Here is a 19,521-nt window from a genome sequence, read left to right as displayed (position 1 = left end):
TTATATCCTATCTGGGATATTTGCCACGGAAGCAGGACCGGACGAGCGGTCCCGAGGGGCGTGCCCCTGGCGCAACGCAATGCAGCACCTTCAGGTAGCCAAATCACGCACGCCAACCACCGGCGCCGTCCGGCTTCAGTACGCCATTCAGGGAACATGACATGACAGCAGTGACAGGTTGGCGGCGATTGGGCCGATGGGTGAAGCGCATCCTGCTGGGGCTGCTGGCCCTGTTGCTGCTGCTCACCCTGGTCGGGGCGGTGTACGAGGCGCTGGGCCGCCGCAACGCCGAGAGGGACTTTCCGCTGCGCGGCGAGATCGTCGATATCGGCGGGCGCCGGATGCACATCGATTGCCGCGGCAGCGGCTCGCCGACGGTGATCCTCGAATCGGGGCTGGGCACCGGCGGCACGCTGGACTGGGCCCTGGTCCACGACCGGATCGCCGCCTTCACCCGCACCTGCGCCTACGACCGCGCCGGCATCCTGCACAGTGACCCCAAGGATTCGCCGCAGCGCGCCGCCGCGGTGGCCGAGGACCTGCATGCGCTGCTGAAGGCCGCCGACATCAGCGGCCCGCTGGTGCTGGTCGGCCATTCCATCGGCGGGCCCTACATCCGTACCTATACCGGCCGCTATGGCGAGCAGGTTGCCGGGCTGGTGATGGTGGACGCCTCGCACCCCGACCAGATCGCCCGGCTTGGCAAGGTGGTGAGCATCGATGTGCATCCGCGCAAGGTGTCGCTGTTGATGAACACCATGACGGTGCTGTCGCGCACCGGCATCGTGCGCTTCCTGTTCTCGCGCGCCGACCATGGCAAGCGCCCCAGGGACGATGCCGCCCAGATCGCCGCCTATGCCAGCACGTCGGTCAAAGGGGCCAAATCCGAAGTCGATGGCTTCGACGGTACCATGGATGACGCCCGCGCGGTACGCAGCTTTGGCGACCGCCCGCTGATCGTGCTGACCGCCTTGATTCCGTTCACCGCCGAAGAGCTGAAGAAAATGGGCATGACCGCTGCCGAAGGCGCGCGGTTCAAGCAGGAATGGCGTGCCCTGAGCGCCGATCAGGCCGCCATGTCCAGCCGCGGGCGGCAGCAGATCGTCGGCGATTCCAGTCACTACATCCAGATCGAGAAGCCCGATCGGGTAGTGGTCGCGGTACGTGAGGTGGTCGACGAGGTGCGCGCGGACGCAGCCAAGGCACCGCCGGCTGTCGGCGCGACCGGCGCCAGCGCCGAAGCGGAGACGCAGCCATGATGGCGCGCGGCATCCTGTGGACGGCCGTGTCGATGCTGCTGGCCGCCACGGCGGCTGCGGCCGACCATGACCTGGTGATCCGTGGCGGCCGCGTGCTCGATGGCGCCGGCAACCCGTGGGTGCGGGCCGATGTGGCGGTCAAGGACGGGCGGGTGGTGCAGGTGGGGCAGGTTCCCGGCAAGGGCATCCGCGAGATCGACGCGCGCGGGCGCTATGTGGCGCCGGGCTTCATCGACATGATGGACCAGTCCGGCGCGGCCCTGCTCAAGGATGGCGCGGCGGAAAACAAACTGCGCATGGGCGTGACCACCCTGATCGGCGGCGAGGGTGGGCCGCCGGTGCCTGCCGCCGGGATGCCGGGTTATTTCAGCACGCTGGAAACCCAGGGTATTTCGGTCAATTTCGGCACCTACTATTCCTCCACCCAAGCCCGGGTGCACGTGATGGGCGACGCTGCCGGCGCGCCCACCGCCAGGCAGCTGGAGGCGATGGGCCAGCAGGTCAAGCTGGCGATGGAGGCCGGCGCGTTCGGCATCTCCAGCGCGTTGATCTATGCGCCCAGCAGCTTCCAGAGCACCGCCGACCTGGTTTCGCTGGCCAAGGTGGCCGCCCAATGCGACGGTTTCTACGCAACGCATATGCGCGACGAAAGCGAGGGTGTGGTCCAGGCGATCGAGGAAGCCATCGAGATCGGCGAGAAGGGTGGGGTCAAGGTCGAAATCTTCCACCTCAAGGCCGCCTTCGCGCCGCAATGGGGCAAGCTGATGCCGCAGGCGCTGGCCACGATCAACGCGGCGCGGGCGCGCGGTGTCGATGTGGCCGCCGACCTGTATCCGTATACCGCCGGCGGCACCGGGCTGGAAATCATCGCGCCGAGCTGGGTGTGGGCCGATGGCGTGGAAAAAGGCATCGAGCGCGTGCGCGACCCCAAGGTGCGCGAGCGCATGAAGCAGGAGGTCGCCGCCGGCTCGATGCCGGGCTGGTCGAACCTGGTGCATGCCTCCGGTGGGTTTGAAAACGTGCGCCTGGCCAACGGTTTCAGCGACAAGTACCGGCGCTTCCACGGCAGGACCCTGGCCGAGATCGGCGCCGAACTGAACCTGCATCCGGCCGATGCGGCCTGGGACATCGCGCTGGAAGGGCTGCCCAACCGCGCCGTCGCGCTGTATTTCATGATGAGCGAGCCCGATGTCGAACTGGCGCTGCGCCAGCCGTGGGTCAGCATCGGCAGCGATGCGGCCGCGGCGGTCAATTTCGGCCAGCCCGGCGCCATCGGCCTGCCGCACCCGCGTGCCTATGGCACCTTCCCGCGCATCATCGCCGAGTACGTCAAGCGGCGCCCGGTGCTGACCCTGGAGGAGGCGGTGCGCAAGATGACCAGCTGGCCGGCGCAGCGGATGGGGCTGGAGGATCGTGGCTTGATCCGCCCGGGGATGCGCGCGGACATCGTGCTGTTCGACCTGGATACGCTCGACGATGTCGCCAGCTGGGACGCACCGACCGCAGCGCCGACCGGCATCGAGATGGTGATCGTCAACGGCGTGGTCGCCCTCGATGGCGGCACGCCTACCGGCGCCAGGGCCGGTGCGGTGCTGCGCCACCCCTGCCGCCAGCGCTGATCCATTCCATCGCTGCATCGACCAAAGGTAGTTCACCATGATCCGACACCCTTACCGATCCGGCCTCGTGGCCCTGGCGCTTGCCGCGGCAGGCCAGGCAGCGGCGGCCGCACCGCCGATCACCAGCAACGACGACCTGGGCACGGCAGTGGCCGCGCAGATCGCCTGCGCCGGCATCTTCGTGGCCGGGCGCGCCGAGGCCGACGTGCTGCGCGACGACATCCATGCGCTGGCACCTTTCACGAAAACGGTGGCGCTGTCGGTGGACCGCAAGGCGCACACCGTGACCGCGTCGGCGCCGGGCACGGCCACCCGTACCGCACTGCATCGCCCGGCGGTGGGCTGCACGCTGACCACCGGCGACGTACCGCTGAAGGCGCTCAACGCCCAGGCGGCCCGGCTCAAGCCGCTGCCGTCGCGGCCGGCCAGGCCCTGGCCGCAGGGGGATGCGCCGGTGGCCAGGCTGCAGGCCGCCGCCGAAGCCAGGCTCGACCGCGCCGCGCTGGATGCGGCGGTGCGTGCCGCCTTCGACGAGCAGAACACCGGCGGCTATCCCGATACCCGGGCGATCGTGGTGGTGCAGGGCGGGGCGATCGTTGCAGAGCACTATGCGCCGGGCTTTACCCAGGACACCCGGATGCTCGGCTGGTCGGCAACCAAGAGCCTCATGGGCACGCTGGTCGGCCTGCTGGTCGATGACGGCGTGCTGGCGCTGGACGCCCCCGCGCCGGTGCCCGAGTGGCAGGGCGCGGGCGACCCGCGCGCGGCGATCACGCTGCGCCAACTGCTGACGATGTCCAGCGGGCTGGCCTTCGTGGAAAGCTACAAGCCGGGCAACGACTCGATCAAGATGCTGTTCGAGGCCGGCGACATGGGCGCGCTGGCCGCCGCCCGGCCGCTTGAGCACGCGCCGGGCACGCACTGGAGCTATTCGTCGGGCACCACCAACATCCTGTCGCGGATCGTGTTCCAGGCCACCGGCGGTACGCTGGAAGGCATGACCCGGTTCGCGCAGAAGCGGCTGTTCGAACCGGCCGGCATGCGCAGCGCGCTGATCGAGCCGGACGAGTCCGGCGTGCTGGTCGGCAGTTCCTACGGCTATGCCACGGCCCGCGACTGGGCGCGCTACGGGCTGTTGCATCTCAACCACGGTCAGGCCGGCGGCAAGCGCCTGCTGTCGCCGCAATGGCTGGATTTCGCGCGGACCCCGACCCCGGCATCGGAACGGCCCTCCTACGGCGCGCAGCTGTGGTTGAACCGGCCCGCGGCCGCCGAAGCGGGGCGCAAGGTGCTGCAGGATGTGGCGCCCGATGCCTATATGGCGATGGGCCACAACCACCAGATCGTGGCGGTCATCCCCTCGCAGGACGCGGTGATCGTGCGCCTGGGCTGGACCCCGGAAGGACAGAAGTTCGACTGGAACAGGCATCTGTCGCAGATCGCCGCCGCGCTGGCGCCGGCGGCACCGGCGAACTGACCGGCGCCGCCACGCGGGCAGGGCGCGGACCCCGCGCTCTGCCCGCTGCACACACCAGCATCGCCTGCGCAGAGACGCCCCGCCACATTGACATTTTTCCACTTGGGATTCTATTGTCTCAATACGAGAATTGCTCGGTATGAGGCAGGGAAACCCCGATGTACTCGATCACGCTATTGACGGCGTCGCCCCGGACGTTTGACCCTGCCGCCATTCCGGGGAAGGCCTGATGGGCCGCCTGAAACTGGGCATCACGGCGGAAGCGCTGCGCCTTGCCGCCCCGTTCCGCATCGCCAGCCACGTGTTCGACAGCCGCAGTGCCTGCCTGGTCACCCTGGATGACGGCACCCATATCGGCCGCGGCGAGGCCACCGGCGTCTATTACCTGGGCGAGGACATCGACAGCCTGTGCGCCACGCTGGAGGCGGCGCGCGAAGCGATCGAGGCGCATCCGTCGCGCGAGGAACTGCGTGCCATCCTGCCGGCCGGCGGCGCACGCAATGCGGTCGATGCCGCGTTGTGGGAGCTGGAGTCCAGGCGTACCGGCAAGCCGGTCTGGGCGCTGGCCGGGTTGCCGCCACCGCGGCCGCTGCCGACCACCTTCACCGTCGGCGCCGACGAGCCGGCGACGATGGCCGCCGCCGCCGTGGCCTATCGCCAGGCGCGTTCGATCAAGGTCAAGCTGACCGGCGATCTGGACCTGGATATCGCCCGCGTCGCGGCGATCCGCGCGGCGCGCCCGGAGGTGTGGCTGGGCGTGGATGCCAACCAGGGCTACCGGATCGGCGATCTTGACCGCCTGGTGGTGGCCATGCTCGCCGCCGATGTGGCGCTGATTGAACAGCCGCTGGCACGCGGGCGCGAGGCCGATCTGGACGGCTTCGTCTCGCCCATTGCGCTGGCCGCCGACGAAAGTGCGCTCAGCCTGGCCGATGTCGACGGCCTGCGGGGCCGCTTCAATGTGTTCAACATCAAGCTCGACAAATGCGGCGGCCTGACCGAAGCGCTGCTGATCGCCGCTGCGGCCCGCGACGCCGGGCTGGGGGTCATGGTCGGCTGCATGGTCTGCAGCAGCCTGGGTGCGGCGCCGGGCTTCGTGGTCGGGCAGTTGTGCGACCTGGTCGACCTGGACGGGCCGACCTTCCTCAAGCAGGACCGCACGCCAGGGGTGGTCTACCGCGACGGCACGATCTGGTGCGACGAGGCGGTCTGGGGGGGGCGGGCGCTGAGCGGCCCGGCCTGAATGCGCCCATGCTGCGCTGCATGGTTGACTGTTCTCTGAACAGGACTATTGTGTCCTACATGGGCTTGTGTCATGCCAATGCAAGCATCATCGTGTACATCGCTGCCGCGCCACTCCCGGGAAGGGTGGCTTCCCTCTCCCCGCCGCATTCCGCGCCCATCTCCGTGGGCTTCCACCTACGCTACCGAGGCGTCATCACATGAGTCACTGTTCGCTCCGAATCAACGCGTTGTCGCTGGCCTGCGCTGCAGGCATCCTGGCCCTGGGCTGCAGCGCAACAGTACTGGCGCAGGATGCGGCCGACAACACCAATCGTGACGACGTGCATACCCTGGGCACGGTGACCGCAACGGCGCAGAAGCGCGTGGAAGTGGTGACCGATATCCCGATGTCGATCAGCGTCATCAGCGAAGAGCAGCTCGACCGCCTGCAGGTCAACAACGTCAACGACCTGGCCGGCCTGGTTCCCGGCCTGCAGGTGTCCAGCCTGGGCGCTCCGGGCCGCTCGACGATCTCCATCCGCGGCATCACCCCGATGGGCAACACCGCCTCGACCTCGGTCTATGTCGACGACGTGCCGCTGACCGCCAACGGTTCGCTGTCCGGCGCCACCTCGGGTATGTTCGACCTGCTGCCCTACGATGTGCAGAACGTGGAAGTGCTGCGTGGCCCGCAGGGCACGCTGTACGGCGCCAGCGCGCTGGGCGGGGTGGTCAAGTACGTGACCAAGCGGCCGGACCTGGAATATTTCGAGGGCCGCGCCGGCGCCACGATGCGGGTAGTTGACGGTGGCGGCGGAGTGGGCCATTCCGAACGCGCGGCGATCAGCGTGCCGCTGGTCAAGGGCCAGCTGGCCCTGCGCGCCAGCTATGCCGAACAGACCAGCCCGGGCTGGATCGACAACAGCGTGCTCAACCGCCGCGATACCAACGACGTGCGCCAGAATGCCGGCCGCCTCTCGCTGCTGTGGAAGGCATCGGAAACGGTGGACGTCCTGTTGACGGCGATGCGCCAGGAAAACAAGGGCGACAACTTCGCCACGGTCGCGCTGGACCCGGTCACCTTCAAGCCCAAGCTGCCCGGCCATGCCAACCAGTACCTGTTCCTGCAACCGAGCACGATCAAGTACGACGTCTATGGCCTGAGCGTGGACTGGGACCTGGGCTGGGCCGATTTCACTTCCTCCAGCAGCTGGATGAAGTCCAACTCCTGGCGCCTGCAGGACCAGTCGGTGGAGTACATCCCGCTGCTGGGGCAGCGGCCGGGCGTGGGCCCGGTGATGGCCTACGCGGCGCTGGACACCGACATCGAACTCAAGAAATGGACCCAGGAACTGCGCCTGACCTCCAAGGGCGACAGCCGTCTGCAGTGGCAGCTCGGTGCGTTCTATACCGATGAAGACGCGGCCTACACCGAAGATGGCAGCGCGCTGAGCCCGGCGTTCAACCCGGTGCTGGCCCTGTTCACCGCCTCGGTGTTGACCAGCTATCGCGAGAAGGCGCTGTTCGGCAACACCACCTGGAAATTCACCGATCGTTTCGACCTGGCCCTGGGCGTGCGTCATGCGCGCAACGACCAGGTGTTCCGCCAGACCCTGGGTGGCCCGCTGGGCGGGGATGGGGTGCAGCGGGTGACCGACTCCTCCGAAAGCGTGACCACCTGGAGCGCCAGCCCGCGGCTGTTCCTGGGCCAGGACAAGAACACCATGGCTTATCTGCGCGTAGCCACCGGTTATCGCGCCGGCAGCCCCAACCCCATCCTGCCGGCCGCCCCCGAGGTGCCGTCGCAGGTCAAGTCGGACACCTTGACCAACTATGAAATCGGCCTGAAAAGCTACTTCTGGGATCGTCGTGCACAGGTGGAAGTGGCGGCGTTCCGCATCGACTGGGAAGACATCCGCCTGAACCTGCTCACCCCGCAGGCCATTTCCTATGGCGTCAACGGCGGCAGTGCGCGCAGCCAGGGCGTGGAATTCACCGGTGCGCTGATGCCGCTGGACGGCTTGCGCCTGAGCACCAGCCTGGCCTACACCGATGCCAAGCTGACCGCGCCGATTCCGCCGGCCCGCCCCGGCGGCGCCAACCAGGCCGAGTCCGGCGCGCAGTTGCCGCAGGTTCCCGAATGGACCGGCAGCCTGCAGGCCGACTATCAATTCCCGACCCGCGGCGAGTGGGGCTGGAGTGTCGGCGGTGCGCTGCGCTACTACGGTGAGCGCCAGGCATCGGTGGCCACGGCGCAGTCCATCGAACTGCCCAGCTATACCTCGGTCGACCTGACCGCCGAAGTCAGCAGCCAGAACACCACCATCCGCTTCTTCGTCACCAACCTCACCAACAAGGACGTCTACGTGGCTGCCGGCAGGACCATTCCCGGTGCCGGCGCGGCCAGCTACCGGCGCTGGAATGCGGTGATGATGCAGCCGCGGACGGTGGGTGTGTCGGTCGATTACAGTTTCTGACCGAACGGGGCAGGCCAGCGCGGCATCCTCCGGTGCCGCGCTGGTTGACAACACGGCGCCAATGCTTGCGATGCAGGCCGATAAGCGTCGCCGGAGCAGATATGCTTGCATGTGTCCGCCCCCACACCCGCAGGCCGCAGCGCGATGACCATCAGTCTGGATCCCGTCCTGCGTTCCGGCGCGCTGATGGTCTGTGCCGCGCTGCTTGCCGGTGGATGTGCCCGGACCAACCGGGAAACCGTGTTTTCCTCAGACACGCTGAAGGTCGTGGCCGTGACGGAAAGCAGGCTGGACATCAACGTCAGCAGGTACCAGCACTACACGACGTACGTGCTGTACGTGGATGGCAGCAGGCTGTCAGATGAAGGATTCTCGGCGCTCCTGCAGGATCCCGACGCGACGGGCGATCAGTTTGTGCATGCCGATGCCGTGGTGCTGGACGAAGACGCGGTTCTGATCGCCTCGCACAACCGTGACGGCTCACGCTGCTGGACGACGCGGCTTGCTGCACGCAGTGGCACGCCGACGCTGGAAACGATCACGAAAGGGACGGCCGACTGCAGTATCCACCCGGCGCCTCCAGGCTGGCGGGCGCTTTACGAAGACCCCGGCGATCTGATCCTGGTCCGTGAACACCCCTTCCAGGCGTATCCCATTGCAGGGTACTGGTACGTCCTGTGGATCGATGGAGGCATTGCCGCCCTGTACCGGAAAGACCGGGGCCATGAGCGACTCGTCGTCAGGCTGGCACGGATTTCTTCCGATACCACGCTTGCCGAGCAGACACTGCCGATGCAGACCTATGCGGAACCAGACCTGCTGCATGCCTCGCCCGAGGTACGACGGCAATGGTTGTTCGACAACTTTACGGTCTCCACGGGCGCCTCCCCCTCGATCGCGCTGCGTTCCAACCATCGGCTCGACACCATCACGCCCGAAGTCTGGGCGGAGTATCAGGAGATCGACCGACAGAACAAGGAGCTCGATGCCCGGGCACGTGCCGCCGGGAACGCCTGGATCGAGGCCCAGCATCGGGAACTGATGGAAGCGGACGTGGTGGAGCGGGACGTCAAGGAGTAGGTCCATTGCTGAACGGCAGGTCGCTGCTTGCCCTGAAGCTTCTGGCGCTTTCAGCGATGTTGATGGGATGCTATTCGCTGGTGTTTGCAACTGGCATTGATCAAGCTCGGCCCTGGTTGAACCTGGCGCTGAGCCTCTTCACCGTCCTGCTGCTGGCCATGCACCTCGGGGGACTCTGGTGGGCATGCATGCTATGCATCCCGCTTCAGCCACGCGACCAGCGCCGAAAATGCTGGCGAGGGCTGCCGACGGTTCGGATAGTAGAGGTGATAGCCGGGGAAGGGCACACACCACTTGTCCAGCACTGCAACCAGCCGCCCCTCGGCAATGTGATCGGCCACCATCGGCTCGGGCGCATACGCCAAGCCCAGCCCGTCGAGGGCGGCATTGATGACGTGGATCATGCTGTTGAACACCAGCGGCCCGTCGCCGCGCACGGTGAATTCCTTGCCTTTCTCCTCGAACTCCCACGCATAGATGGCACCGTTCGGACGATGCCGGATGTGCACGCAGCGGTGCCGTGTGATGTCGGCGGGTTTCCTGGGTCTGGGGTGCGTGGCGAAATAATCGGGAGACCCCACGACGACCAGCCGCCAATCCGGGCCCACCCTGACCGCGATCATGTCCTTGCTCAGCGCCTCACCCAGCCGGATGCCGGCGTCGAAGCGCTGTTCCACCACATTGGTGAAGCCGTAGTCGACATAGAACTCGAGCGTGATGTCCGGATACTCGGCGAGGAACCCGGCCAGGCGGGGACGGATGATGGTCTCCATCGAGTCGTCCGTGCAGGAAATCCGCAGCGTTCCGGCCGGGCGGTCGCGCAGGTCCCCCAGCGCCTCGACGCTTGCGCCGATGGCCTCGAAGTGCGGGGCGATGGAGCGCATCAGGCGCTCGCCCGCCTCGGTCGGGGAGACGTTGCGGGTGGTCCGGGCCAGCAGCCGGATGCCCAGGCGCTCTTCCAGCAGCCGGATGGAATGGCTCAGCGCAGACGGTGTGACGCCCAGGCGGGCCGCCGCCTTGGTGAAGCTCTGCTCCTGTGCCACCACCAGGAAGGCTTGCAGGTCGTTGGTCTTCACGGCGCTCATGGGCCAATTGTGAGCTCAACTCAGTAATGCATCAACTTTCAGCCGGCTTATCGCAGTAACGACCCGGGCCTATCGTGGCGTCCTCACTCTCACAGAGGCGGTCCGCGCATGAAACCCACCACGCTGCTGCTGGCACTGCTCGCCAGCCACCTCGTTCCGCATTCCGCGTGGGCTGCTGACCCGCCGACGGCAACCAGGACCGCCGGGGCGGAAAATTTCTACAAGAGCGACCGGGTGACGGGCGAGCGCGTCCGGTTCAAGAATCAGTACCAGATGGAGGTCGTGGGCACGCTGTACCGGCCCGAGGGTCTGGGACGCGATGGCCGCGCGCCGGCCGTGGTGGTCGGTCATCCGATGGGCGCGCTGAAGGAACAGAGCGCGCAGCTGTACGCACAGAAGCTGGCCGAACAGGGCTTCGTGACGCTCGCGATCGACCTGTCCTTCTGGGGTGAAAGCGCGGGCACGCCGCGTCACCTGGTATCGCCGGAAATCTATTCGGACGACATCAGTGCGGCCGTGGACTTCCTGAGCACGCAGTCGTTCGTGGACCCGGAGCGGGTGGGCGGCCTGGGCATCTGTGGCAGCGGCAGCTTCGTGATCAGCGCAGCGAAGATCGACCCGCGGATCAAGGCCATCGCGACGGTCAGCATGTATGACATGGGCGCCGCCGTGCGCCAGGGGCTGAACAATGCGCAATCGCTGGAGCAGCGGAACGCGATGATCCAGGCGGCCGCGCAGCAGCGTCTGGTGGAGTTCAAGGGCGGGCAGCGCGTCTATGTGCCCGGGACCGTGAACACGCTCGAGGCCGATACATCGGACGTGCAGCGCGAATTCTTCGACTTCTACCGCACGCCGCGCGGCGCTTACGCGGCCGCCGGCGAGCGCCCTGAACTGACCACCCAGCCGCTGTTCAGCAGCCTGGTCAAGTTCATCAACTTCCATCCATTCAACGACATCGAGACCCTTTCGCCGCGGCCGATGCTCTTCATCTCCGGCGACACCGCACACTCCCGTGAGTTCAGCGAAGACGCGTACCGGCGGGCCGGCCAACCGAAGGAGCTCTATTGGGTGAAGGGTGCCGGGCACGTGGACCTGTATGACCGCACCGACCTGATTCCGTTCGCCAAGCTGACGACGTTCTTCCAGCAGAGCCTGGCCGGAAAATGAGTCGTACCGACACCCCTCCGGACAGGGGCAACTGGGGCGGCGTACTCGCCATGACGCTGTGCGTCTTCGCGTTGATCGCATCCGAATTCATGCCGGTGAGCCTGCTCACGCCCTTGGCCGCGGACCTTGGCGTGACCGAGGGCCTTGCCGGATACGGGATTGCCATTTCGGGCGCCTTCGCGGTGCTGACCAGCCTGTCGATCTCCCGGCTGGCCGGGACCATCGACCGCAGAACCCTGCTTCTGGCGCTGACCGCGTTGATGGCGGTGTCCGGTCTGATCGTGGCGCTGTCCCCCAGCTATCCGGTCTACATGATCGGCCGTGCGCTGATCGGCGTGGTGATCGGCGGGTTCTGGTCACTGTCCGCGGCCACCGCCATGCGGCTGGTGCCCGCAGCGCAGGTGCCCCGCGCATTGGCGATCTTCAACGGCGGCAACGCGCTGGCAACGGTGATCGCCGCGCCGCTGGGGAGCTATCTGGGCGGTGTGATCGGGTGGCGCGGGGCGTTCCTGTGCCTTCTGCCGGTGGCGGCCGTCGCGCTGGCATGGCAGTGGGCCTGCCTGCCGTCCATGGCAGCGGAGGGCAGGCAGCCGCAAGGCGGCGTGCTCGTGCTGCTCCGGCGGCGGGTGGTGGCGCTGGGCATGACCGCGTGCGGCGCCTTCTTCATGGGACAGTTTGCCTTGTTCACCTACGTGCGACCGTTCCTGGAACGGGTCACCAACGCGGGTGATTCCACTGTTCCGCTGGTGCTGCTGGCCATCGGTGTAAGCGGGCTGGTGGGCACGCTTGCCATCGGGGCGTTCCTCAGGCGCGGGCTTTACCGCACGCTGGTGACTGTTCCTGCCTTGATGGCGGTGATTGCCGCGGCACTGGTTCCGCTGGGTCCGCAGCTTTGGCCGACGGCCGCACTGCTTTCGGCATGGGGCCTGCTGGCCACCGCGGCACCGGTGGGGTGGTGGAGCTGGCTGGCACGCACCTTCAGCAACGACGACGCTGAAGCGGGCGGGGGGCTGATGGTCGCGGTGGTGCAGTGCTCGATCGCGCTGGGCTCCACCCTCGGCGGCCTGCTGCTGGACAGCGTCGGCTTCGCCGGCACATTCCTGGCCAGTGCCGGCGTGCTGTTGGTTGCGGCGCTGCTGGCCTATGTCACGGCCGCGGACGCTGGGTCCGCCGCCCCGTCGGCGATGGCTGCGGAGGCCCGAAGCTGATGAGGCGCATGACGTCGATCACTGGGCAGCTGCTGAGCGTTTGCCTCGCATTCGGTGCGCTGCCGGCATGGTCGGCCGAGCAGAATCATCACGTCGTGGCGCTCACGAAGGTAGCGTCCAACCCGGAGGTCCGCTCCGGCATGCCTACGAAGGAGAAACCGATGAACATCAATACCACTGACGTGCCGGCCACCGCACTGGATGCCAGGCAGCAGGCCATCATTCCGATCAGCGCCGCCGGGGCAGCCGGTGACATGGCTCGCCTTGGCGAGGCATTGAATCACGGCCTGGACGCGGGGCTGAGCGTGGCCGAGGCGCGCGAGATCCTTGTACAGGTGTACGCCTATGCCGGCTTTCCCCGAAGCCTCAATGCACTTGGCGAGATGATGAGGGTGCTGGACGCGCGCAGGCAGCGCGGCATCCACGATGAGGCCGGTCGTGAACCGGTGAAGCCGATACCCAAGGGTGATGCGTTGCTGGCGGCAGGGACGGCCAATCAAACCATGCTGGCAGGTGCGCCGGTCGCCGGACCCTTGTTCGAGTTCGCGCCACAGGCCAACGAGTATCTACGGGCCCACCTGTTCGGGGACATCTTCGAACGTGACAACCTGGATTGGCAGAGCCGCGAGCTGGCGACCGTCAGCATGCTGGCTGCGATGTCCGGGGTGGAGCCCCAGTTGCAGTCTCACGTGGGGATAAGCATGAATATCGGCGTGAGCATCGAGCAGCTGCGTGAGCTGGCCGACGTTCTTGGTGCGCGTTTCGACCCGCAAGCGGCAACGCGTGCGCGCGATGCCATTCAGCGTCGGCTGGACTCCCTGCGCACCGAGTGACGCGGAGAGAGGTTTTCATCAAGTGACGCGCATGCGTCGGAGAGAGCAATGAACAAGGCAATGTGGGGCATCTCAATCTGTCTGATCGCGCTTTCCTTTGGCGCCCGCGCAGAGGAGGCACAGATGACGAGACTGTCGAAAATCACCGTGGACGCTGCCCATCTCCCCGCCTATCGGGAGGCGCTGGCTGAAGAGGTTCGCGCTTCAATGGCGCTTGAGCCTGGCGTTCTGTCGCTGTATGCGGTCTTTGACAAGGAGGATCCGACACGACTGACCATCCTGGAGATTTACGCCAGCCGCCAGGCCTACGAAGCACATGTAAAGAGCCCGCACTTCCTCGCGTACAAGAACGGAACACTGCACATGGTCACGTCGCTGGAGCTGGTGGACGTCGACCCGCTGCTACCGGAGTTGAAGATCAAGTGAGCCGACGGGCAGCGGCCCGCTACTTTTCCGCCGATCGCACGCACAATTGAGCAACCGCATCAAGGCCCTTGCTGATCGGCATCAGGAGCGCTGGCCGTCTCGCCGTCCAGCGTCAGCGGCCTCGCCATGTCCTTGATCCATCCCCACAGAACAAAGAAGACGGCGTAGGCGTTGAGGGCGCTGAGCAACATCGGCCAAATCGCTTCCTTCATCAGCTCCCCTGGGTCGCATTGGAGCGGGCCGCTGTTGCCCTTGCCCATCCGCACGCAGCCGTGTTCGGGATAGGCCATCGCATAGGCGCCCCAGGCGAAGAACGCGGCGAGCAGTGCGAACAACAGCATCACGCCGACGTCGGCATCACGATTGCCCAACCGCTCCCAGCGTTGCGCCAGCCGCAGCTTCAACATCCTTCAACATCCCTGTCCATACAGTCGCCCATGATAACAGTGCACGATATCGCGCAGACATCGCGTCGGTAGACTTGGTGTCTGCCACAGATGGCGGCAAACTACTGCTGGACGTGGCGTAGCGCCACCGGCAGGAGTGACATGCGTGACTGATCCAGGAAAGGAAGCGCTGACCATCCGTCGCGCCAGCGTGACCGATACGCCCGCTGTGCTGCGGTTGTTCGACGAAGTGATTGCGTGGTTCGTGGCCATCGGCAACCCGCAGCAGTGGGGCAGCGAAGCATGGTCGTCCATTCCGCGCCGCATCACCCAGGTGACCGACGCCTGCACGCTGCCCGGCGCCTGGGTGGCTGAAACAGGGCAGGGTGAGGTACGCGCATTCCTGGCGCTGGGCGAGGCCATGCCTTACGTGCCCGCGGCGACCGGGCCGGAGCTCTACGTGCGGGTGCTGGTTGCTTCGCGGGATCCGCGCGTGCGCGGTATCGGCCGCCGGCTGATGGCGTTCGCCGACGAGCAGGCACGTGCCGCGGGTGTCGCCTACCTGCGCGTGGATTGCTATGGCGGAGGCAGTGGCGACCTGGTACGTTTCTACGAATCGTGCGGTTACGAAAGGCTGTCGACCTTCAACATAGACGGTTGGCCGGGCCAGGTCCTGGGCCGTCGCCTGTAAGGTCGCCGCCTCCGCGCCAGGCGGCTAGAGGTCCGGCAAAGGCCGCGATACGGACGCCCGCGTGACCAGCTGGTGCGGAAGCACATGGTTGACGATGCCGCGCGCCGAAGCAGCGGGGCGTCGAATTTCGCGCAACAGGATGTCGATGGCGGTGTCCGCCATGTCCGCCACCGGTTGATGGATGGTGGTCAGTTCCGGCCACACCATGGTGGAGGCGGAGGTGTCATCGAAACCCACCACCGACAGGTCGCCCGGCACCTCCAGGCCGCGACGGTGCGCCACGGAAACCACGGCCGACGCCATGTCATCGTTGCTGGCGAAGATCGCGCTGGGCGGCTGCGGCAGGGTCAACAACCGCTCGGCTGCTTCCAGGCCGGAGCGGTAGGTGAAGCAACCGGGCTGGACGAGTGCAGCGTCGTAGTCGATGCCAACGTCAGCCAGCGCATCCCGGTAGCCCTGCCAGCGGTGCGCGCTGGCGGTCTGGTTCGGATCGCCGGTGATGTAGCCGATGCGGGTATGTCCCTGGCTGATCAGGTGCGACACCATGTCTTGGCTTGCCTGGCGGTCATCGATGCGCACGCAGGAAATCCTGTCGCTGAAATGGCTGGACGCGATGGAGACCACGGGAGTGCCGGCGTCGACGAATACGTCGACGATGTCCTTCGATTCGCACAGCGGCGGTGGAAGGATCACGCCGGCCACGGTGCCGGCGAGTTGCCGTGCCGCCTCGCGACGCGCCTGGGCGCCCAGTTCATCCCAGGTGGCAATCACCAGCTGCGCCGCTGACCGGGTAGAGCCGCGCAGCGCGCCGACCAGCAGTTCGCGCAGGTAGCTGGAGCTGGGATTGGTGTAGATCAGCGCGATACAGGTGTGCTGCGCCGCGGCCAGCGCGCTGGCGGCAAGGTTCGGCCGGTAGTCCAATGCGAGCACGCTGCGCATGACACGCTCGCGGTTGGCTTCGCGCACGCCGGCATGGCCGTTGATGACGCGCGATACGGTCATGGCCGATACGCCTGCATGCGCGGCGACCTCATCGATGGTGATGGCGCTGGCCTTGCGACGGAGCGCTTTAGGGCTGTTTTTCAACGAATGGGTTCCTTTGCTGCGCTGCATGATGACAAGCGCAATCGCGGATGAGTAGTCTGCGCCCGTGACGTGATGGTAGCGCTACCACTGTGCCGGGGTAAGGCCAGCGGGTACCCCCCCTTTACCACGCGGCTGTTCTGGCAAGCCTGTAAGCGAGTTTGAGTCGCAGTGAGTGCAAAGCGCACTGCGATGTTCGGTGTGGAAGACGGGCATCGCCCGTACGTGCCCCCAGGAGGGGCGGTACATCCATTCGATCGTATGTCAGAGGGGAGAGTCATGAGCGCTTCTATGTTCCGTCGTACCGCTGGCCGGAGGGCTCGTTCATGAGCCGGACGCTGGCGAAGTTCACCTCCAGGGCCATGTTTACGTTTGTCGGCGGCGTCCTGGTCATCAATCCCGCATTCGCACAGGACGCGCCAACGCCGGCACCGGCCGCCCAGCAGGGCCAGCCCAGTCCGACCCAGCTGGATACCGTGCAGGTCACCGGCATCCGCAACAGCCTCAGCCAGGCGATGGACATCAAGCGCGACTCGGCCGGCGTGGTGGATGCGATCAGTGCCGAGGACATCGGCAAGTTCCCCGACACCAACCTGGCCGAATCGCTGCAGCGCATCACCGGCATCTCCATCGAACGCCGTGATGGTGAAGGCGCACAGGTAACCGCGCGCGGCTTTGGCCCGCAGTTCAACATGGTGACCCTCAACGGGCGCCAGATGCCGGGCGCCGATGCGTTCGGCGCTTCGGGGCAGGTCGCCATCGGCGGTGTCGACGGCGGTACCCGTGCCTTCAACTTCGCCCAGCTGGCCGCCGAAGCCATCAATGGCATCGAGGTCTACAAGACCAGCCAGGCCAATGTGCCCAGTGGTGGCATCGGCGCCACCATCAACATCCTGACGGCGCGGCCGTTCGACCACGAGGGCCTGGTCGCCAGTGCCGGTGCCAAGGCCGTCTCCGACCAGAGCCAGCCGTTCGGTGATGACATCACACCGGAACTGTCCGGCATCTTCAGTTACAGCAACCCGGAAAAGACCTTCGGCGTTGGCGTGAGCGCGAGCTACCAGAAGCGCAAGGGTGGCTCGGTGCAGGCCACCAACAACTACTGGAACATCCAGCCGTGGACCGGCACGATGCCCGGCAACCCGACCGTGGTCAATGCACCGGCGGTCGGTGCGCTGTACGCACGACCCAACGACCTGCGCTATGCGTTCTCCGAGTTCGAGCGTGAGCGCATCAACGGCCAGGCCGTGTTGCAGTTCGCACCCACCGATGCCGTGACGTTGACCCTGGATTACACCTACTCAACCAACGAGATCACCGAGAATCGTGGCGAACAGGGCATGTGGCTGCAGAACAGCAACTACACCGATGTGACGTTCGACACCAGCGGCGCGGTTGCTACCCCGACCTACATTCGCGAGATCGCGGGCACCAAGGATTTCGGGCTTGAGCAGCAGCGCAGCATGCAGAAGTACAAGCTGGGATCGCTCGGCTTCAATGCAGCGTGGAACGTCACCGACCGCTTCAAGCTGACCTTCGACGCGCACAACTCGAAGAACGAAAGCCGGCCGAACGATCCGCTCACCGGGGGCGGCTCCATCTTCAGCAGCATCGCCGGCACCAACAACTGCACCACCGGACCGCATTGCGGTGGGTCGTGGGTGCAGGAAATGAACTTCAACAACGGCCTGCCGGTGGGCACCCAGGTCTGGTACCCGAGCACGGCCGATGCCCTCGCCAAGACCAACGGCGTGGTCAACCCCGGCTTCGCGCCGGGCGAGATCGGCTCGCAGGTGCTGCGTATCAATTCGCAGACCCAGATCAGCGAGATCAAGCAGGGTCGCGTCGACGGCGAGTGGAGCTTTGACAAGGGACGCTTCCAGTTTGGCGTGGACTCCAGCAAGCAGACCACCCACCGCATCCAGGCAGCGGAGAACTACAACACCCTGGGCGACTGGGGCGTGGCCAATGTCGACGGGGATGTTGCCAACGGGCTGATGGACCTGCTGCAGCCGGTCAACATCGTCGGGTTGTTCAACGACTTCAATGCCAACAGCTTCACCGCCTGGCGCGGCGATGCTGGCCGCCTCGCGCAGTGGGCGGCGGACAACTATGGCGCCAGCCTCGGCGTGAGCCCGCAGCGCGCCGCCGACAACCTGGTGGAGGAGAAGACCAAGTCGGCCTATTTCCAGATCGAGCTGGACGGCGAGCTGGGCGGCCGGCGCACCAATACCCGCCTGGGCGTGCGCTATGAAACCACCGATGTGGTGTCGACCTCGGTCATCGCCATCCCCGAGGCCATCGAATGGCAGTCCAACAACGACTTCCGCGTGGTGTTGTCCGACGAGCAACAGCCGTTCACCGAGAAGAACAGCTACAGCTACATCCTGCCCAACCTCGACTTCAGCATCGACCTCATGGACGACCTGAAGGGGCGCATCTCGTTCGGCAAGAGCATCGCGCGTGCGCCGATCGGCAACCTCTATGCAGGCCCGACCGCACAGCAACCGTTCGGCTCGGTGCTGATCGACCCGTCTTCGCGGGCCAGCGGCACGGCACAGAACCCGCAGCTGAAGCCGCTGGAGTCGGACAACCTCGACCTGGCACTGGAGTGGTACTTCGCTGACGCCAGCTACGTGTCGGTCACGTACTGGAACAAGCAGGTCGCCAACTTCATCGGCAACACCATCGTCCAGGAGAATCTGTACGGCCTGCGGGATCCCACTTCCGGTCCGGATGCACAGTCGGCCATGGCCTTCCTCACCAGCGGCGCCTGCGTTACCCAGGTCGGTGCGGCCAATGCGGCGGCCTGCAACGCCAATGACACCGCGTTGTTCACCGCGCTGGCGCTGCTGCGCAACAATCCCGCCGGGCTGGGTGCCTACAACGGTACCGACGCGCAGGTCCTGGCCACCGAAGCGGCCTACGATCTGTATGGCACGGCGGCCGACCCGCTGTACCAGTTCAACGTCAACCGCCCCATCAACCAGAACGAGTCCAAGCTGCATGGCTGGGAACTGGGGGGGCAGTACTTCTTCGGCGACACCGGGTTCGGCGTGCTGGCCAACTACACCATCGTCAACGGCGACGTGGGCTACAACGACGCGGGTGATCCCAACATCGACCAGTTCTCGCTCACCGGCCTCAGCGACACCGCCAATGCCATGCTGATGTACGAAAAGTACGGCTGGTCGGTACGCCTGGCGTGGAACTGGCGTGATGAATACCTGATCCTGGCCAACCAGGGTGCCAGCCGCAATCCCTACTATGTGGAAGAATACGACCAGTGGGATCTCAGCGTGAACTACACCCTGGATGATCACTGGTCGTTTGGGCTGGAGGCGATCAATCTGACCGGTGAGGACGTCCGCTGGCGCTCGCGCACCTCGCAGATGATCGTGAAGCTGGCCGACCAGAGTCCGCGTTACATGCTTGGCGTTCGTTACAGGTTCTGACGTGTGGGGGTGCCGCTGCCCTGGCAGCGGCACCCGTTCAAGGGTCCTGAT

The 19,521-nt window shown here is 66.1% G+C and carries 15 protein-coding genes; 12 read left to right on the top strand and 3 right to left on the bottom strand.

The window, feature by feature from the left end; all coding sequences use genetic code 11:
• Positions 1-161 precede the first annotated feature (161 nt).
• The 6 genes from AC3ITM_RS10080 (at position 162) to AC3ITM_RS10055 (ending at position 9,136) form a co-directional block, all read left to right on the top strand.
• Positions 162-1,259 (top strand): alpha/beta fold hydrolase, encoded by a 1,098-nt coding sequence (locus AC3ITM_RS10080; protein WP_489264695.1) that lies wholly within the window; start codon positions 162-164, stop codon positions 1,257-1,259.
• A complete protein-coding gene (locus AC3ITM_RS10075) occupies positions 1,256-2,878 on the top strand; it encodes an N-acyl-D-amino-acid deacylase family protein (RefSeq protein ID WP_489264693.1) in 1,623 nt (540 codons plus the stop codon). The genes AC3ITM_RS10080 and AC3ITM_RS10075 overlap by 4 nt, the downstream gene beginning before the upstream one ends.
• A 37-nt stretch (positions 2,879-2,915) precedes the next feature.
• Entirely contained in the window at positions 2,916-4,355 is a 1,440-nt protein-coding gene (locus tag AC3ITM_RS10070) for a serine hydrolase domain-containing protein (protein WP_489264692.1), read from the top strand.
• A gap of 229 nt (positions 4,356-4,584) precedes the next feature.
• Positions 4,585-5,598 (top strand): dipeptide epimerase, encoded by a 1,014-nt coding sequence (locus AC3ITM_RS10065; protein ID WP_489264691.1) that lies wholly within the window; start codon positions 4,585-4,587, stop codon positions 5,596-5,598.
• A gap of 199 nt (positions 5,599-5,797) precedes the next feature.
• Positions 5,798-8,056 (top strand): TonB-dependent receptor, encoded by a 2,259-nt coding sequence (locus tag AC3ITM_RS10060; RefSeq protein ID WP_489264689.1) that lies wholly within the window; start codon positions 5,798-5,800, stop codon positions 8,054-8,056.
• Between the two features lie 144 nt (positions 8,057-8,200).
• Positions 8,201-9,136: a hypothetical protein gene (locus AC3ITM_RS10055; protein WP_489264688.1), complete on the top strand. Its 936-nt coding sequence runs from the start codon at positions 8,201-8,203 to the stop codon at positions 9,134-9,136.
• A gap of 191 nt (positions 9,137-9,327) precedes the next feature.
• On the opposite strand, the gene AC3ITM_RS10050 is transcribed toward AC3ITM_RS10055, so the two are convergent.
• Positions 9,328-10,221 (bottom strand): LysR family transcriptional regulator, encoded by an 894-nt coding sequence (locus AC3ITM_RS10050; protein WP_489264686.1) that lies wholly within the window; start codon positions 10,219-10,221, stop codon positions 9,328-9,330.
• A 108-nt stretch (positions 10,222-10,329) separates the two neighbouring features.
• On the opposite strand from AC3ITM_RS10050, the gene AC3ITM_RS10045 reads away from it, so the two are divergent.
• The 4 genes from AC3ITM_RS10045 to AC3ITM_RS10030 are packed head-to-tail and all read left to right on the top strand — an operon-like array spanning position 10,330 to position 13,855.
• Positions 10,330-11,388 carry an alpha/beta hydrolase gene (locus tag AC3ITM_RS10045; RefSeq protein ID WP_489264684.1) on the top strand — a complete coding sequence of 353 codons (1,059 nt, stop codon included), beginning with the start codon at positions 10,330-10,332 and terminating at the stop codon, positions 11,386-11,388.
• Positions 11,385-12,596, top strand: a complete 1,212-nt coding sequence (locus AC3ITM_RS10040; RefSeq protein ID WP_489264682.1) for an MFS transporter — start codon at positions 11,385-11,387, stop codon at positions 12,594-12,596. The genes AC3ITM_RS10045 and AC3ITM_RS10040 overlap by 4 nt, the downstream gene beginning before the upstream one ends.
• A gap of 8 nt (positions 12,597-12,604) precedes the next feature.
• On the top strand, positions 12,605-13,429 hold the full coding sequence (locus AC3ITM_RS10035) for a carboxymuconolactone decarboxylase family protein (RefSeq protein ID WP_489264680.1): 825 nt from the start codon (positions 12,605-12,607) through the stop codon (positions 13,427-13,429).
• A 48-nt stretch (positions 13,430-13,477) separates the two neighbouring features.
• Positions 13,478-13,855 (top strand): putative quinol monooxygenase, encoded by a 378-nt coding sequence (locus AC3ITM_RS10030; RefSeq protein ID WP_489264678.1) that lies wholly within the window; start codon positions 13,478-13,480, stop codon positions 13,853-13,855.
• A 59-nt stretch (positions 13,856-13,914) separates the two neighbouring features.
• Here the strand turns inward: AC3ITM_RS10030 and AC3ITM_RS10025 are convergent, their stop codons facing one another.
• Positions 13,915-14,262: a hypothetical protein gene (locus AC3ITM_RS10025; RefSeq protein WP_489264676.1), complete on the bottom strand. Its 348-nt coding sequence runs from the start codon at positions 14,260-14,262 to the stop codon at positions 13,915-13,917.
• Positions 14,263-14,407: 145 nt separating this feature from the next.
• On the opposite strand from AC3ITM_RS10025, the gene AC3ITM_RS10020 reads away from it, so the two are divergent.
• Positions 14,408-14,932: a GNAT family N-acetyltransferase gene (locus tag AC3ITM_RS10020; RefSeq protein ID WP_489264675.1), complete on the top strand. Its 525-nt coding sequence runs from the start codon at positions 14,408-14,410 to the stop codon at positions 14,930-14,932.
• Between the two features lie 24 nt (positions 14,933-14,956).
• On the opposite strand, the gene AC3ITM_RS10015 is transcribed toward AC3ITM_RS10020, so the two are convergent.
• Positions 14,957-16,045, bottom strand: a complete 1,089-nt coding sequence (locus tag AC3ITM_RS10015) for a LacI family DNA-binding transcriptional regulator (RefSeq protein WP_489264673.1) — start codon at positions 16,043-16,045, stop codon at positions 14,957-14,959.
• A gap of 296 nt (positions 16,046-16,341) precedes the next feature.
• Here AC3ITM_RS10015 and AC3ITM_RS10010 point away from each other — a divergent pair, with 296 nt between their 5' ends.
• Positions 16,342-19,470, top strand: a complete 3,129-nt coding sequence (locus tag AC3ITM_RS10010; protein ID WP_228885640.1) for a TonB-dependent receptor — start codon at positions 16,342-16,344, stop codon at positions 19,468-19,470.
• Positions 19,471-19,521: the final 51 nt, after the last annotated feature.

This window comes from Stenotrophomonas sp. KH_029, assembly GCF_057839765.1.
Note: the sequence above shows the minus strand (reverse complement) of the source record. Positions and strands in the feature narration are given on the sequence as shown.